This window comes from Maridesulfovibrio salexigens DSM 2638 (assembly GCF_000023445.1).
Classification (GTDB): domain Bacteria; phylum Desulfobacterota; class Desulfovibrionia; order Desulfovibrionales; family Desulfovibrionaceae; genus Maridesulfovibrio; species Maridesulfovibrio salexigens.
The window spans coordinates 3,539,031-3,555,494 of record NC_012881.1 but is presented as its reverse complement, the minus strand read 5'-3'; the positions used below and the strand labels follow the sequence as shown (position 1 = coordinate 3,555,494).

Sequence of the window (16,464 nt, the reverse complement as noted above, 5' to 3'; positions counted from 1 at the left end):
GCCTTGAATGGCAACAGTTCCGGGCGGGAGTGGTGTTTTATAATATTTAAGTTTTCGCTGTCCTTATATGCCGTGTGTGCTATAATGAAGCCAGAATTCCATTTTTACTGCTTTGGAGGGTGCTTCAAACGTGGTGGCTTTAGAAGGATATATTATGCAGGGGATCGAGTTCCTGTCTCAGGACTATCCCGGTGTTGTTGTCGGCCTTGATGAGAATAAACGTATAGTATTTATCGGTGGTGAAGAAGCTGCGGTTATTTCAGGTCAGTTGACTGCGGGGCAATATCTGGACCCGGCCGCATCAATTTTATTGGTAAAGGGGCTGGGTAGATTTGCTGATCGTATTGTTGATGCCGATCCATTACCTGCCGGTAGTTTTGAATCGGTAACTGAGTCGGGGAGGATTCTTTGGAAAGGTCTGTTTCATGATGATTCCGGTATCATAGTACTTAAGGGGCGTGTGCATGGGCGCAGCATTGAAGCTGATCAAAGTTCATATGGTCAGGAGCATATTCTTGCCACTCTACTGGCGAATCTTCCGGGCATGGCTTACCGCTGTAAAAATGATGTAAACTGGACAATGGAGTTTATCAGTGAAGGTTGTTTTGAGCTGACCGGTTATAAGCCTGAAGCCATGCTTAGAAACCGTGATATTTCTTATGCAGATATAATCCTTCCCCAGTATCAGGCCCATGTCTGGGAATGTGTGCAGGAAGCTGTGCAGGATCGGGAGCCTTTTGAAATGATCTATAAGATCAGGACAGCTTCCGGCGAGGAGAAATGGGTCTGGGAAAAGGGCGTTGATGTCAAGAATGAATATGACGAAGGTTTTCTTGAAGGGTTTATAACTGACGTTACGCCGCTCATGTTGGCTGAACAGGCATTGCATCAGAGTGAAGAGCGTTATCGGCTCATGGCTGAAAAGACCGGACAGATGGTCTATGATTTGAACCTTGAGACTGATGAAATCGTCTGGTCCGGTGCTGTGCTTGAAATTACCGGGGTAGAGGAGCGTGAATTTCAGTCTGTGAACCTTAAAGGCTGGGAAGAAAGAATCCACCCGGACGATCGTAAAGAGGTCATGGACGAACTGGAAGCATGCATCCGTGCAGGAACTCCTTTTGTTTCAGTTTATAGATTCAGGCGCAAGAACGGCAGTTATCTTTATGTAGAGGATGAAGGCAGTTTCCTGCTTGATGCCAACGGAACTCCTGTGCGTATGGTCGGTGTTTTACGTGACTATTCCCATAAGATGAAAGTTCAGGAACTGATGATCCAGACCGAAAAGATGACCACAGTAGCCAGCCTTTCCGCAGGTATGGCCCACGAGATTAATAATCCGTTGGGAGTCATTACCCAGTCGGCTCAGAACATAGAACGCAGGCTTTCCCCTGATTTGCCCGGAAATATTGAAACTGCGAAGAAAGTTGGTGTTTCTCTTGATTCAGTGCGCAGTTATCTTAAGGAGCGCAAGATTCTGACTATGGTTGAGGAAATCAAGGAGGCGGGGACCCGGGCGGCAAAAGTAATTGTAAATATGCTCAATTTCAGCCGTAAATCCGGGGACAAGAAAGATTTTTGCTCTATTCCAGAGATAGTGGAGCGGGCTATTGCAAGCGCTGACGCTGATTTATGCAATGAGGAAGGTTGCGATTTTCGCAAGATTAATTTTGTGCAGGACTTTCAGAAAGAGTTGCCGCATGTGCTCTGCTATTCATCCGAGCTGGAGCAGGTTCTGTTTAATTTGATGCGAAATTCAGCTCAATCAATCATTGATGAAGGCTGTTCTGGAATTAGCCCCGAAATAGTTGTACGTGGATATTGCAATAACGCTTATCTGACTATAGAGGTTGAGGATAATGGCCCGGGTATGGATAAATTTACCAGCAAGAAGGCCTTTGAACCGTTTTTCAGTTCTCGCACTGACGGCGGCAGCGGGCTTGGATTGTCCGTGGCTTATTTCATAATTACCCGTAACCACGGTGGGACAATCAGGATTGATTCTGAACCGGGAAAGGGTACTAAATTTACGATCCAGCTGCCGCGAGGTCCGGTATCGGATATATTTTCCCAAGGACTGGTTTAAGTCCTTCGGGAAAGATGACGCCAAAGGGAAGTTGGCAAATAAGGGAAAGCCGGGGGAGTCTTTAAAAGACTCCCCCGGCTTATATTTTCAGTATTGAGGCTTGTGCTTATTTCTGGCCTTTGGCCTTGAGCTGCTTGCCACGTGCCATGTGGCGTTTGGATGCGGAAAGTTCAATTTTACGCAGGCGGATGGATTCCGGGGTTACTTCGATCAGCTCATCGTCGCGGATGAAGTGCATGGCCCGCTCAAGGGTCATGGGACGGATGGGGGTCAGGATTACAGCCTCATCCTTACCGGAAGCACGCATGTTGGTAAGCTTTTTCTCTTTGGTGGGGTTGATGTTGATATCATTGTCCCTGTTGTGCTCACCTACAATCATGCCTTCGTAAACGGGATCACCGGGTTCGATGAACATTTCGCCGCGAGGCTCAAGGTTGAAGATAGCGTAGGGAACGCCTTTACCCGCACGGTCGGACACGAGGGAACCGGTGTAGCGGGAGGGGAAATCTCCACGGTAATCTTCATAACCTGCGAAGAGTGAGTTCATGATACCGGTACCCTTGGTGTCGGTCAGGAACTCATCGCGGTAGCCGATAAGGGCGCGGGAAGGAGCGGAGAATTCCATGCGGACTCTGCCCTTACCGTTGTTGACCAGGTTGGTCATTTTGCCCTTGCGGGTGGAAAGCTTTTCAGTAACTACGCCGAGGAAAGCTTCTTCACAGTCGATGAAAACCTGTTCCATCGGCTCCAGCTTGCGTCCGCCTTCGTTTTTGTAAATAACTTCAGGACGGCCCACGGAAAGTTCAAAACCTTCGCGGCGCATGGTTTCAATAAGGATAGCCAGCTGGAATTCTCCACGGCCTTTTACGATGAAGCTGTCTTTCTCATCGCTTTCCTCTACTTTTACAGCCACGTTGAGCAGGGTTTCCTTGTGCAGTCTTTCGCGGATTTTGGAAGACTGAACCAGCTTGCCTTCAAGACCTGCCATGGGCGAGGTGTTGATGGTGAAGCGCATGGAAACGGTAGGCTCGTCAACAGTGATGCGCGGCAGTGCCTTGGGTGCTTCCTTGGTGCAGATGGTGTCACCGATAGTGATGTCTTCAATACCGGAAACAACTACGATATCACCGGGCTCGGCTGATTTTGTTTCAGCAAAGGAAACGCCGTCATAGGTCTGGATTTTGGTCAGACGCAGGGAAACGTGCTCTTCCTTTTCATTGATGCAGAGCAGAGGTTCGTTCTGTTTTGCGCTGCCGTGGATTACCTTACCGATGGCAAGGCGTCCGAGGTAATCGGAGTAACCGAGGTCGGATACGAGCATCTGGAAAGGTTCGGATTCGTCATAAGAGGGACCGGGAACCTGTTCCAGAACGAGGTCCATGAGCGGGTGCAGGTTCTCACCTTTTTCTTCAAGGGTTTCCTGTGCGATACCGTCACGGCCGATTGCGTAAAGCAGGGGAAATTCGAGCTGTTCTTCGTTGGCGTCAAGATCGATGAAGAGGTCGTATACTTCGTCGAGAACTTCGTCAGGACGGGCATCGCCACGGTCAATCTTGTTGATGACAACGATGATTTTGAGACCGGCTTCAAGTGCTTTTTTGAGTACGAAACGGGTCTGGGGCAGGGGGCCTTCGGAAGCGTCAACCAGGAGGATAGCGCCATCAGCCATGGACAGGGAACGTTCAACCTCACCACCGAAGTCGGCGTGACCGGGGGTGTCGATGATGTTGATTTTTACGCCTTTCCAATCAACTGCGCAGTTTTTTGCAGCAATGGTGATGCCGCGTTCGCGTTCAAGGTCCATGCTGTCCATGAGGCGGTCATCAACTTCCTGACCTTCGCGGAACAGGCCGCTCTGCTTGAACATACCGTCAACCAAGGTTGTTTTACCATGGTCAACGTGGGCTATGATAGCTATATTTCTAATTTTTTCGTTTTGGATAAGTTTAGTCACGGATTCCTCCGGCGCCGGAGATTTGCCAAAAAAAATCCCCTGCACGGAGTGTACAGTATAAAAATAGGGGCAAAATTCTCAGCGGCTGGTTAAAGTAGAGATAAGGAGACGTTAGTTAGGGTATATTAAGACGGCTGGCAAGAGAAAAAATGGGCTTTTAGGTGACATTCAGGCGAATAATTGTCTGTTGCAGCCCTAAAGCTTGCTTTTAGAGCCGACTCCCTATATCAAGTTGCGCCCCTGTATGAATTACTTTATGTAGGGGGCATAAATTTAAGGAGCGCATATGCCTGAGAAAGATTTACGAGTGGAACTGTTGTCCATGACCCCCAATGCCCTGGAGTTGCTTTATGCTTCTTTTCGGCAATGTTATCACGCCGGGTTTGTGGCCGACATGTGGCCCCGGCTCCTGAATGGTGAAATTGAAAAGGAAAAGCAGGCCACGTTTGTTTCCAAGGTCCTTGAGTCCGGCCATGACAGCCCCATTGAGCATGTCAGCTTTACTTTTGCCATCGAAGGTATTTCCCGGGCCTGTTCCCATCAGATAGTCCGCCATCGCATTGCTTCATATTCGCAGCAGAGCCAGCGGTATGTGACCGAAAATGATATGGATTATATCATTCCTCCGGCCATCGCTAAGATTCCCGAAGCGCGTGAGCGGTTTGAAAAGTTCATGGAAGAAGTAGGCAGTGCCTACAAAGATTTGCGTGAAATTCTCGTTGATGCCGGGCGTGAAGACAAAGCTAATGAAGATGCCCGATTTGTATTGCCGCAGGCAGCAGAAACCAAGATTGTCATCACTATGAACTGTCGTTCATTGATGCATTTTTTCAATTTGCGTTGTTGTCAGCGTGCTCAGTGGGAAGTTCGGAAGATGGCCGATAAGATGCTCAAAATATGCAAGGAAGAGTTTCCGGCAATTTTCGAGCATGGTGGAGCCAGCTGTGAGCAATTGGGATACTGCCCTGAAGCCGACAGGTTTGCCTGTGGTCGCTATCCGACCCTGAAACAACTGACCAAGGGCGAGTGATCCCCTACATTATATAATATGTCCGCGCAGAGCATCACTTCTCGGTAGTTTTCTATATTTAGGTTAAGTGATTTTTTTTATATGCCTGTCCAATTTTTTTGGGCAGGCTTTTTTTTGTCCTGAATTTGTCTGAAATCGGTCGAAATTGGCTAAAACTGGAAATTAGGCATGAAAATTTGCCGAAATTTATTTTGAAAGCAGGTTAAATGGATTCAAGTAGATTTTAAGCAGCTGAGAATAAGCCTGTCGGATCTATTTCTCACGTGAAAGACAAGTTCTAAATTTCACGACATACACCGGAAGACACCGCATAGATACTTATATTCTCAGTAACTTTATAATGTCAGAGAAGGCGGGACGGCTGAAATTGATTATTTGATCAATTGTTGCATCTTTCCATGCATATCTGTCAGTAACTTGTATGTTAGAAAACCCTTTGTTTGCAAGCACTACGTAGTGTCAAGGAAATTAAAAAGGCGTTATATCAACTACTTAGAAATTGTTCTAAAGTGACATGCCCAAGAGCCCTTTAGTTTACTGGGTTTAGCGGTGTGTAGTCTTTCAATTGATATTTATAAATGCTTGATGTTTTTTGTGTTATTTTTAATAAGTAATATAAAATTAATTGCTTACGTGGATTATGTTACGTATTTGTGACGGAGTTCAAATCTAAAATAATGAGTAAGAAGAAATGTAACAATGAGAGAAAAGACGTAATTTTGCGTTATCTTGAGTAAATATAGTTTCTACCTGTGGAAAAAGTTTTCCACAGGTGTTGAAAAATAATATTGAAAAGTTGCTCAAGCTTGCAGTTACGGCCTTTAAGAGCTTTCGGGTCTTGCTGACCGAATTGCTTGCATTAAAGGAAAAATCCATAAAAACAGTAGTTTAAGTTGTAGATAACCATTGCGGCGTCATTGGACGTCTGCCGCCTTATCAAGAGTTGATGGTTATACTCACTTTGAATTAGTAAACCCCTCATGATGAGAGACAGCTGGAATAAAATTCTAAAATTTCTTGAGAAGGGACTGAACCCCGGTCTGTACAAAGTATGGATCAAGCCCCTGAAGGCGGAAGTCAGCAGCAATACAATTAAATTGTATGCTCCTAACGACTTTGTGGCAGCCTGGGTTAGGGACCGTCTCATGGACAACATCAAAGAAGCTGGCGAGCAGGTTCTCGGCACCAGCCCCAAGGTGGAGATTGGGGTTAGGAAGTCCGTAGAAAGGCCCGCGGTCAAGGTCGATAGACCCAGACCTGCGGCAGCCCGTCCAGTACAGGCAAGCATGGGCCTTCCCATGATGTCTTCCGCGGTGGTCAATACTCGTATTCCCCGTTGGCGTTTTTCTTTTGACGATTTCGTAATCGGCGAGTCCAACAGACTTGCCTGCGCCGCGTCCAGAAGTCTCTGTGATAACTCCCTGCCCGGTGACCAGCTCTTCATGAGCTCCGCTCCCGGTCTTGGAAAAACTCATCTGCTGCATTCAATAGGCAAAAATCTGTGTGCTTCCAGTAACAAGAAGAACATATCCATTGCCTGTCTTACAGCAGAAGAGTTCGCAAACAGAATGGTTCTGGCTCTTAAAGCCGGTGAAATTTCCCGTTTCAAATCCGAATTCAGGGATAATGTGGATTGTCTGCTTCTGGAAGATATTCATTTCTTTCAGGGCAAGCAGAAAATGCAGGATGAAATTCTGGAAACCCTGAAGAGTCTGCAATTGCGCGGCTCCAAAGTGGTTATGACCAGCTCCTTTCTGCCTCGTGAACTTGATAAGGTAGACCCTCAGTTGGTTTCCCGTTTCAGTTCAGGTCTGCTGGCACTTATTTCCACTCCTGATTTTGAGACCAGAAAGAGAATCGTTGAAAGCAAAGCCATACGACTGGGTACCCAGGTTCCGGATTCCATTTCCGAACTTCTGGCGGACCGTATTACCACAGACGTAAGACAGCTGGAAAGCTGCTTGCAGAACCTAGTGCTGAAGGCAAGACTGCTCAACCGTGATGTTTCGCAGGAACTGGCCTGGCAGGTATTGGAAAACTATTCCATTGCCAAAGCCGCGCCCAGCTATGATTCCATTGTGGATCATATCTGCCGTTCTTACGAACTTACTGCTGATCAGTTGCGCTCTAAAAGCCGTAAACGCCAGATCGTACTGGCAAGAAACACCGCTTTCTTCCTCGCCCGCAAGCATACCGAACTGTCCCTTAAGGATATCGGAACCAGACTGGGCCGCAGACATTCTACCGTAATCAAAGGTATTACCAATATTGAACGTGAAATTTCCCTGCAGACCCCCCTTGGAAGGCAGTTGCAGGATACTATAGACCGACTTACTCCGTAAGATTGGTTTTTTGGACAACAGATTTTTTATGATTCCCTTTGGGGTGTTTTTTCTGTTGTTTTTGTTTTTTAGCGTTTTTGATTTCCGAAAAAGAGTGACAGTATAAAGCTGTTTGCTCTTTTTCGGGTTTGGGGATATTCATTGCAACCGGTTTGTATATGTCTTTCGACGGTCCTTTTTTGAGGGCCCAAATTGCAGAGGTGGGAAATGAATTCCAATGTATGGAGCTCCATAAAGAAAAAGCTTCTTGTACGCATTAATCCTGTGTTGGTCAGGGTTTGGGTGGAACCTTTGACTGCACGCTATGAAGATGGCGTAGTTCAGCTGACCGCACCTAATGAGTTTGTAATGAACTGGGTGCAGGAACATTTGCTGGATCGCATTAAGGATGCCGCGCAGGAAGTACTTGAGACCAAGGTCGGGGTAACCATTGATTTGGAAAGCGGAAAAGCGGGCAACCCACGGGAATTCATTTCCGATGTTACTGCTTATTACGCAGCAGAAGAAATTCTGGCCAGCATCAACAGGCTGACCGGGATTGTACGAAGTTTGAGGCCGGTGGATTTTGATGAGGCTGATTTTGAAGTCGAAGCCACTGAAGTTATGCCCGAACTGGAAGCACAGACATTTGATTCCATCCTTGATGCTGTGCTTGAAGCTTTTGCGGTTTCATTTCGTGACCTGATGATGCAGGCCAATGATCATGCTGTGCTTGCCCGTCGCGCTCTGTATTATCTCTGCTTCCGTTACGGTATCCCTGCCGAGGAAGTGGCCTTGAACATGGATTGCACGGTTTCCGAAGTGCGCAAGGGTGCGCAGGTTCTGGAAAGCGAAATTTCCGAAGCCATTGATAACGGCGAAGACCTCGACGAACTCCTCCTGAGGATCTTCCAAAAGTAGTAAAAAAATTTCTGAATTAATAGGATAAAAGGCCCGGCTGTTCTCGGAACAGCCGGGCTTTTGTGTTTACAAACCTGTCTTCAAAACCATGTCGGTAATAGGTCCACGCGAACGTTCGCCCTTAAGGACCATGTGCGCGTATTCCTTATTGTCGCGCAGCTTCTTAACTACCCAGTTGAGACCGTTGTTGCTTTCGTTGAGATAGGGGTTATCCACCTGTCGCGTGTCGCCGAGACAAATGCACTTAACACCTTCACCCATACGGGTCAGCAGCGAGCGCACTTCTGAACGAGACATGTTCTGCATCTCATCAATGATGACAACGCAGTTCTCAAGGTTCATGCCCCGGATATATGCTATGGGCAGAATTTCAAATTTCTTCTGGTTGAAGCGGAATTTTTCGGAGTCCGTATCCATGAAAATACGGTTGGCCGGACGCTGTTCGTGCAGCTTTACTGTCAGGTCACGTACGTACCGAACATAAGGCTGCATTTTTTCTTCCACTGATCCGGGCAGGAAGCCCATTTTGGCTCCAATTTCCCAGATTGGTTTCACCAGATAGACTTTTTCAAAGGGATTGTCCTTTTTCTCAAGGGCCAGATATAGCGCGGATGCCAGAGCAAGAAATGTCTTCCCGTATCCGGCTTCTGATTGAATGGAGACAAGGTTGATTTCATTGTTGAGCATCAGCTCAAGTGCAAGGTTCTGATAGATGTTGCGCGGTTTTACTCCCCAGACTTCATGGGTGTAGGAGATGGTCTTGTTCTCCTTGTTACCGTAAAATACCGGGGTTCCGTTTTCCCAGCGGAAGCTGTTTACATAGGGCGTTTCGTCTTCATCCACAAATCCGGTATACATCTGGGAGTCAGAGCGGAACGGATCGGAATCCTTGTATTCTTCCCATGTTAGATTGTGAATTCCTGCCTTGATTTGCAGGATGCGGTCATTAGTGACCAAAATAGGATCATCAATGGGCGCGTTGAGTGTTTCCTTGAGAATGCGGTCATCCGGGCTCAGGCTGCCAAGTTTTTCCGCAAAATCAGGGGAGAGGATAGAGATTTTGTCGTCTTTTAAAATGGACCTTACTGCTTGGGAAACAATGTGTCCGATGCGTGGGTCACGCTTGAGCTTATCCAGCTCGGTAATGACGGTATAGGGGAGGTGAACGTTGTTTTCCACTCCGTTGCGCAGAGCGGTGATGCATTTGGGGTTTTCAATGAGTACGTTGGTGTCCAGAACGAAGTTCTTCTGTCCCATAAAGCCTCCTCTTTTAAAGTGGTCCAAAAGAGAAAAGGCGACCCGATTAGGGCCGCCTTATTATGAACGATGCATTCGTATGCTCTTATGAGTCTGCAGGCTGCCCTGCTTGGTTTTCCTCATGATTTCAATATACAACATCATGGAGGCTAGGGGAAGCCAAATATATTTCGCTTAGGTTAAGTTTATGCGACAGAATTATCCCCGCCAACGGTCATGCTGAATTCTTCAATATCCATCCCGCTGAAGATGTGGCTGTACTTAGCCACGGCTTCATAAGGGTTCTTCTCATAAGCCTTGGCAAATTCGAGGTATTCTTCCCCGGCTTCAACCAGACTGTTCAGCCCACTGATTCCACGGAAATCATTGGCGAGATCAGGGTTGTCTTCAAAAAGCTGTTCGATCTTGTCTTTTTGGGGATGGTCTCCCATCACCCGGACATTTCCGTATCCGTCAGTAGTCAATTCTACTGGGGGATCAGTGCTGATATCGTTTTGCAGGAAAAGCACATTCACGTCATCCTGAAATTTTTTTGTGCTGGTTTCCAGACCTGTTTTAAGATCATCAAGGGATATGGATTGTCCCGGTGTGTACGGGATATTCATATCGGAGAAAAAGCTGTCGATGGAAGCAAGCATCTTGGCGGAATCGGAGATAGTGACCTTGTCCCCGGATTGTCGTTCCTGAGAGGTCGGTTGTGTTCTGGCGCGGGATTGCAGAACTTCGTCGACTGATTGTGTTGCGTATGCTGATTGGACGGAATTGATCATGTTCGGCTCCATGGATTTCAGGGCATTTTTTTCTTGAGCCGAATAAATGCAGTAATTATGCCTGAAATAGTGACTTAGAGACGGATTACTTGAACAACGCTCTGAGGAGGAAGTTCTCCGCAGTCCGCAGGAAGAATGATTATTCCGTTACACAGGCTCATAACCTTACGTGGTGAAAAGGTTTTATCGAGCAAAGGGTCAGCTAAAATTTTCCCGTTGTCTTCAAAAATGCGGCAGGGACGTAGTTTTTCCCGGTCGCGTCCACCTTTCAGCGCATCGGTAAGAATTGCCGGGCTCGTGGTGGAAGTTACCGTTTTTGCCTGCAACATATTGATTACCGGATTGACTATGGTGTGGAAGGCAAGATTCACTGCATTGGGCGGGCCGGGCAGTCCGATGACAATTGAGTTGTCCATGCTGAATGCAAATACTGATTTTGCCGGATGCATGGCCAGCCCTTTGAAAATAGGTATTCCTCCGGCCTGTTGGATGGAATTGAATACAAAATCGCGGTTGCCGGGACCTGTTCCACCGGTAGTGACGATCAGCCTGCAATCTTTATTGGCCTGCACTGCTTCGGATATAGCTTCCGGAGAATTCGTGCAGGGCGCAATGCGCACATCACGGATTCCGTAACGATAGCATAAGGATTTCATGAGGATGAGGTTGTCAGCCGGAATCAGGCCGCACTGGGTTTTCTGGGCCGGATCGCACAGCTCATTGCCAACGGCCATTACAGCCACTTTGGGTAATGGGTAAGTTGGAATGGAGCGGATTCCGGCATAAGCCAGCAGAGCGGCGTCACAGGGCGAAATAACAGTGCCCGAATTGACGATGGTCTCACCCTTCATAATATCCGATCCGGTTTTGCGGATGAAATCCCCCTCGCGCACCGGAGAGCTAATGCAGATGGAGCATTCCCCCACCTGAACGTTCTCAAAGGGTATGACCGCATCGGTGCCTTCGGGAATAATTCCGCCAGTCAGGACACGGACAGCCTGTTCTTCGCATTTTTCCGGTACCGGACAGGAGGGGCGAACTTCCCCGGAAAAGCCCATCTCAATCGGTATATCTGCGGACGCAGCAGCAGTGAATGCACTGGGTACTGCAAATCCATCCATGGCCGAGCGGTCATGTTCAGGCAGGGAGATACCCGATTGCAGGGTTTCTGCGGCAACTAGTCCTGAACAGTCCGTTACAGGAACGTATTCGCTTTTTGGCAGGGCAATGCTTTTACGGATAAGTTTGAGAGCTGCACTGCGCGGGATGGAGTGTGGGAAAGAGTTCTGTCCGCTGCCGGATCTGTCTGTAGGATTATCCAGATCTTCGCGGACCCGGCTTAATTCATCAGGAGTATTTATGTTTATGAAAGTTGTCAGGCCATGATCTTTCTTTGCCAGCAAGTCCGTGTTCACGGTTTTTACCTTTACCTGCGGGAAAAAGCGGATGATCTGAAATATATTCTTTTTCAGATTTTCTTCGATAAACGGCAGGCAGCGTTTTGAATAAACAGCGCAGAGTGGTTCGTAGAAGCCGTCCGGGTGTATGGGAATCACCACATCGTCATCCGGTTCAACCCTGCTCAGCAATTCGCTGATTAGTTCCCGGTTAAGGAATGGTGAATCACAGGCGGTGATGAACACATGATCAGTGCGGGAATGGTAGAGCGCGGAATGTATTCCGGTCAGTGAACTACGTGATTCAAACAGGTCTCCAACCAGCCGTACATCAAGGTCCGGGTGGTTTTCCGGGGTGCGGGTAATGATAAAGGTTTCCGAAAAAATACCTTCAAGACTGCGGATGATCCTGCTGACCAGTTTTTCACCGGAAATTTCAAGGCAGGATTTATCGGTCCTGCCCATGCGTCGCCCTTCGCCACCGGCTAAGATGGCTGCACTCAAGTTCAATTTGTCTGTATTTCCGCTCATTGTTTTTATATCGCACAAAAGGTTCCAGTATGCCATAACCTTTTTATTATGCTGAAAAAAGCCAGATGAGTTGATACACGCTATATTAAAACTGTTTACAAAATCACCTTTGCCCCTGTACTTAAATTTTCTAAAAGTAAAGTCACTTGGCGGATGTCTTACTTAGTAATTTGATATGGAGTTTTTATGTCCTGCAAGAAATTGAAGATGATTTGTTTTTCCCCCACCCGGACCACCCGCCGTATTTTGGATGCCATTGCTGAAGGTGTCGGTGCGGAATGTTCAGAGGTCGTTGATGTTACCCGGGCGGACCGAGTGCCCGAAACTTGCGACTGTGCTGATAATGATCTGGTGATAATCGGTGCTCCTGTCTACGGCGGCCGCATTCCGCTCATTGCCGTGGAACGTTTTAAGGCATTGAAGTCCTGTGGCAGTCCTGTAGTTCCAGTGGTTGTTTACGGTAACCGTGCTTATGAGGATGCGCTTATTGAGCTTGCTGATATTGCCGTAGAAGCAGGGTTTAAGACTCTTGCAGGAGCTGCGTTCATTGGCGAGCATTCTTTTTCCAGTGAGAGGACTCCCATCGCGGTCAGCCGTCCTGATGAAGATGATCTGGGTAAGGCACGCGAGTTCGGTAAATCTCTCGCTGCAAAGCTTGCTGATGGTTCTCTCTTCGCTGGAGATGTAGAGATTCCCGGTGATCGTCCTTACAAGGAACGTTCGCCCAAGGCTTCAGCTTCGCCCGTCTCCAACGATGCCTGCCAGCTTTGCGGTTCTTGCGAAAGGGTCTGTCCCACAGCAGCAATCTCTGTAGGTTCCTTAGTGGAAACTGACCCGGACAAGTGTATTTTCTGCTGCGCCTGCGTTAAGGTCTGTGCTTTTGAGGCGCGCAAGCTTGAAGTACCCCGTCTGCTCGAAGTTTCTCAGTGGCTGGCTGATAATTTCAGTGATCGCCGTGAGCCTGAAGTATTTATTTAGGTGCGCTACGCGTCTTGGGATGAATTGATTTTGCCTCCGGCGGCCAGAGAAACTTTTTGTAAAAAGTTTCTCTGGACTCTTCAAAAACTTTTAATATGGCTTCGCCGCTTGCTTGGATAGTTTTGGGGGTTCGCGTTGGAGTCTTGTCGTAGACTTGGAGGAGTATTTCTTATGCGTAGTTCTGTGCGAATACTGGCTGTTGTGGTCCTGTTGTTGGCTTTTGGCTTGTCCGGTTGTGCAACGAGCAAATGGAACCGTTATGAGCTATACATGGGGCAGACTTATCAGGATGGTAAAAAGCAAATAAGTTCAGAATGTTTTCAGGATTTTTTGCGTAAGCAGGTCACTCCTAAGTTCAGTGACGGCTACACTGTTTTTGATGCCCAAGGCTTCTGGGGAGGCAATAAAGGCCTCACCTATTCCGAAGGGAGTAAGGTGCTCATGATAGTCTCTACGGACAAGGATGCCGAATTGCGCGTGGACGAGATAGCGAAGGCCTACAAGGATATATTCAAGCAGGAATCCGTCTTGAAGATTGTCAGTCCCGTCAAGGTTGAGTTTAATTAGTTTATATTGATGAGTTTAATTAAAACGTCCTCCATCGTATTTTTGTTGGAGGACGTTTTTTTGATTGAAAATCCGGTCTGGTTACATGGCTGGAAATAACACAAACCTAATTCTCCAGTTCCAGCTCATCCATTACTTCGCAACTTATCCAGCGGACGATTTCAGAACATTTTTGTTGTTGTGCTTCAGGTCCGAATTTTTCTCTCAGATTAATGCATTTTGTTGTGCCGTATTTTTCTAAAAATTTATCTCTGATTATTTCGGCAAGGGCAGCCGGATAGTCCCAACTCTGTCCTGCTTCATTGCGACCGTAGAGATGCCCGATTACAATTAAGGCTCCGCTTAGTGCTCCGCATGCTTCCTGAAATGTTTTGCCATAGCCTCCGCCAAAGGGGGTGGCGTAGCGGACAATTTCATCCGGTTTCATTCCCGCATGCTCAATAGAGCCTCTGACAACAGCCTCGGCGCAATGGTACCCATTTAGAAAGTAATTTCCTGATTTATCAGCCGCTCCGCATATGTTTCTGTTACAGCAATTCATTTGTTCCTCCTGTTGTTATTTTGATCGCTATTAACTATTGTTCACATTAAGTGATCGCGTCCAACGATTGTTTGCGATCGCAGTAATCGTGTGAAACGATGGAGTGTTGAATGGAAATACGACAATTGAAAACTTTTCTGACAGTAGCCGAGCGTCTGAACTTTACCCGGGCGGCAAAAGATCTGTATCTGGCTCAGTCTTCTGTCTCCGCCCAGATAAAATTGTTGGAAGAAGATCTTGGAGTCCGGCTTTTTGATCGGATCGGTCGAGGGATTGTGCTTACTGAAGCAGGAGAAATGTTGCGGGATTATGCCCGGCGTATGCTTCAGATGAGTGAAGAGGTTCGTGACGGTCTTTCGGGTGGGCGTAATTATTCAGGTACGATCACAATCCGAATGCCTGAGACAATCGGTTCAGAATACATGCCGGAAGTTATAGAGGCTTTTTCCTCGGAATATCCCAATACGCAGATTGTTTTTAACAACTGTGATGATGAACACTTGAAGGAAGAATTGAATTCCGGTCGCATTGATGCGGCTTTCTTGATGAGCAGCTCATTGAGCTTCAACAGCGTAACGGTGGAGGCTCTTCGACCCGAAGCCTTGACTCTTGCAGCTTCTTGCGGGCACCCGATGGCGGGGAAAGGGGTTCTGTCTGATGCAGATATGCAGGGGCAGACGTTATTGCAATTGCGGGTTGATTGAAGCTACAGACGAGACTTCAAGCGGTCGCTTGAAACCAATAACGTACAAACAAAATCAATAATTTTTTCCAGCGGCAGGGCACAGCTGAATTGTTTGCGGAGAGGAATGGGGATTGCCCTGTGTCCTGAACGGGTGCTGGCCCGAGACTTTGAGAAAGGCACTCTTGTCCGGCTTGAGTGGAGCCCAGCCCCTACGGAAACGATGATCATGGTGATCACTCATGTCGATAAGTGGAGTTCGCCTCCGCTTAAGCGATTTTTAGAGCTTGCGAAAGCCGTGATTCTTCAGGGTTAGAATAGAAAACTCCCCCGTAACCTTAGATTATGGGGGAGTTCTTTATTTTATATCTATCAAATCAAACCCTACATACTAATCCACTCGTCCTGCGTCTGATCATCCTGCTTCAGATCTGCAAGATGGCAGCATGTGCGGTGTCCTGGTTCGATTTCCTTATCCTGCGGGGCCTTTTCACGGCAGATGTCCATGGCATGGGCACAGCGGGGGTGGAAGTGGCAGCCATTGGGCGGATCGAGGGGGGAGGGGATTTCGCCTTTAAGCGGGGCGAAGTCCACATCGCGTTTGTCCAGTCTGGGGACCTCGTTCAGAAGGGCCTGAGTGTAGGGATGGAACGGATCGCTGAAGAGTTTTTCAACTGTTCCGACTTCAACAACGCGACCGAGGTACATAACCGCGATCCTGTCTGAGATATGCTCGACCACGCCTAAGTCGTGGCTGATAAACAAGCAGGTCAGGTTCAGTTCTTTGCGCAGCTTCATGAACAGGTTCAGGATCTGGGCCTGAATGGATACGTCCAGTGCGGCTACGGACTCATCGCAGATCAGACATTCCGGTTGCATGGCCATGGCCCTTGCAATACCGATTCTCTGGCGCTGACCGCCGGAGAACTGGTGCGGGTAGCGGTTCTTGTAGCTGGGGTCCAGACCGCAGCGGAGCATGACATCGGAGAGATACTTGTCGAATCCGGCCTTGTCGGTCAGTCCGTGGTAGAGCGGTGCTTCGCCGATGATCTGCTTAACCCTTTTGCGCGGGTTGAGAGATGCAAAGGGGTCCTGAAAGATCATCTGCACGTTGCGTGCGTAGTCCATGTGTTCCTTGGAGCTCATGTCCTTTACATTCTGGCCCTTGTAGAAAATATCTCCATTGGATTGATCCAGAATTTCGCAAAGCATGCGGCCCAGTGTGGATTTACCGCAACCGGATTCGCCCACCAAACCCAGAACTTCACCGGGCATGATGTCGAGGTTGACGCTGTCTACTGCCTGAACGCGCTCTTCGCGCAGTTTTGAGCCCAGCTTCTGGGCAATCTTGCCTGCGAAGTCGAGCTTTTTAACAAAGACTTTGCTCAGGTCCTTGCAGCTCATGAAAGGTGTATTTTTATCTGACATA

At 47.8% G+C, this 16,464-nt stretch carries 12 protein-coding genes and 1 pseudogene; 7 read left to right on the top strand and 6 right to left on the bottom strand.

Going from position 1 to position 16,464, the window contains the following annotated elements; all coding sequences use genetic code 11:
• The first annotated feature begins 133 nt into the window (after window positions 1-133).
• On the top strand, window positions 134-2,086 hold the full coding sequence (locus DESAL_RS16230) for a PAS domain-containing protein (RefSeq protein ID WP_245543754.1): 1,953 nt from the start codon (window positions 134-136) through the stop codon (window positions 2,084-2,086).
• Window positions 2,087-2,192: 106 nt separating this feature from the next.
• Here the strand turns inward: DESAL_RS16230 and typA are convergent, their stop codons facing one another.
• On the bottom strand, window positions 2,193-4,040 hold the full coding sequence (gene typA / locus DESAL_RS16225) for a translational GTPase TypA (RefSeq protein WP_015853057.1): 1,848 nt from the start codon (window positions 4,038-4,040) through the stop codon (window positions 2,193-2,195).
• 286 nt (window positions 4,041-4,326) lie between these two features.
• Here typA and thyX point away from each other — a divergent pair, with 286 nt between their 5' ends.
• From thyX to DESAL_RS16210, 3 genes are all read left to right on the top strand, one after another.
• A complete protein-coding gene (thyX, locus tag DESAL_RS16220; RefSeq protein WP_015853056.1) occupies window positions 4,327-5,070 on the top strand; it encodes an FAD-dependent thymidylate synthase in 744 nt (247 codons plus the stop codon).
• 980 nt (window positions 5,071-6,050) lie between these two features.
• Window positions 6,051-7,412, top strand: a complete 1,362-nt coding sequence (locus tag DESAL_RS16215) for a chromosomal replication initiator protein DnaA (protein WP_015853055.1) — start codon at window positions 6,051-6,053, stop codon at window positions 7,410-7,412.
• 207 nt (window positions 7,413-7,619) lie between these two features.
• Window positions 7,620-8,312 carry a DnaA N-terminal domain-containing protein gene (locus DESAL_RS16210; RefSeq protein WP_015853054.1) on the top strand — a complete coding sequence of 231 codons (693 nt, stop codon included), beginning with the start codon at window positions 7,620-7,622 and terminating at the stop codon, window positions 8,310-8,312.
• A 66-nt stretch (window positions 8,313-8,378) separates the two neighbouring features.
• On the opposite strand, the gene DESAL_RS16205 is transcribed toward DESAL_RS16210, so the two are convergent.
• From DESAL_RS16205 to DESAL_RS19870, 3 genes are all read right to left on the bottom strand, one after another.
• Complete coding sequence (locus DESAL_RS16205; protein WP_015853053.1) at window positions 8,379-9,569, bottom strand: PhoH family protein; 1,191 nt, start codon at window positions 9,567-9,569, stop codon at window positions 8,379-8,381.
• A 185-nt stretch (window positions 9,570-9,754) separates the two neighbouring features.
• Entirely contained in the window at window positions 9,755-10,339 is a 585-nt protein-coding gene (locus DESAL_RS16200) for a hypothetical protein (RefSeq protein ID WP_015853052.1), read from the bottom strand.
• A 74-nt stretch (window positions 10,340-10,413) separates the two neighbouring features.
• The gene (locus DESAL_RS19870) at window positions 10,414-12,267 is read right to left on the bottom strand and encodes an NTP transferase domain-containing protein (protein ID WP_049760028.1); all 1,854 of its coding nucleotides are present in this window, start codon (window positions 12,265-12,267) and stop codon (window positions 10,414-10,416) included.
• A 186-nt stretch (window positions 12,268-12,453) separates the two neighbouring features.
• Here DESAL_RS19870 and DESAL_RS16190 point away from each other — a divergent pair, with 186 nt between their 5' ends.
• Both DESAL_RS16190 and DESAL_RS16185 read left to right on the top strand, forming a co-directional pair.
• Entirely contained in the window at window positions 12,454-13,245 is a 792-nt protein-coding gene (locus DESAL_RS16190; protein WP_015853050.1) for a 4Fe-4S binding protein, read from the top strand.
• Between the two features lie 171 nt (window positions 13,246-13,416).
• Entirely contained in the window at window positions 13,417-13,812 is a 396-nt protein-coding gene (locus DESAL_RS16185) for a DUF3574 domain-containing protein (protein ID WP_015853049.1), read from the top strand.
• A 106-nt stretch (window positions 13,813-13,918) separates the two neighbouring features.
• On the opposite strand, the gene DESAL_RS16180 is transcribed toward DESAL_RS16185, so the two are convergent.
• Complete coding sequence (locus DESAL_RS16180; protein WP_015853048.1) at window positions 13,919-14,353, bottom strand: C-GCAxxG-C-C family protein; 435 nt, start codon at window positions 14,351-14,353, stop codon at window positions 13,919-13,921.
• A 110-nt stretch (window positions 14,354-14,463) separates the two neighbouring features.
• Here DESAL_RS16180 and DESAL_RS16175 point away from each other — a divergent pair.
• Window positions 14,464-15,351, top strand: a pseudogene (locus DESAL_RS16175) (LysR family transcriptional regulator).
• Between the two features lie 68 nt (window positions 15,352-15,419).
• Here DESAL_RS16175 and DESAL_RS16165 read toward each other — a convergent pair.
• Window positions 15,420-16,463: an ABC transporter ATP-binding protein gene (locus DESAL_RS16165; RefSeq protein ID WP_015853046.1), complete on the bottom strand. Its 1,044-nt coding sequence runs from the start codon at window positions 16,461-16,463 to the stop codon at window positions 15,420-15,422.
• Between the last annotated feature and the right edge of the window lies 1 nt (window position 16,464).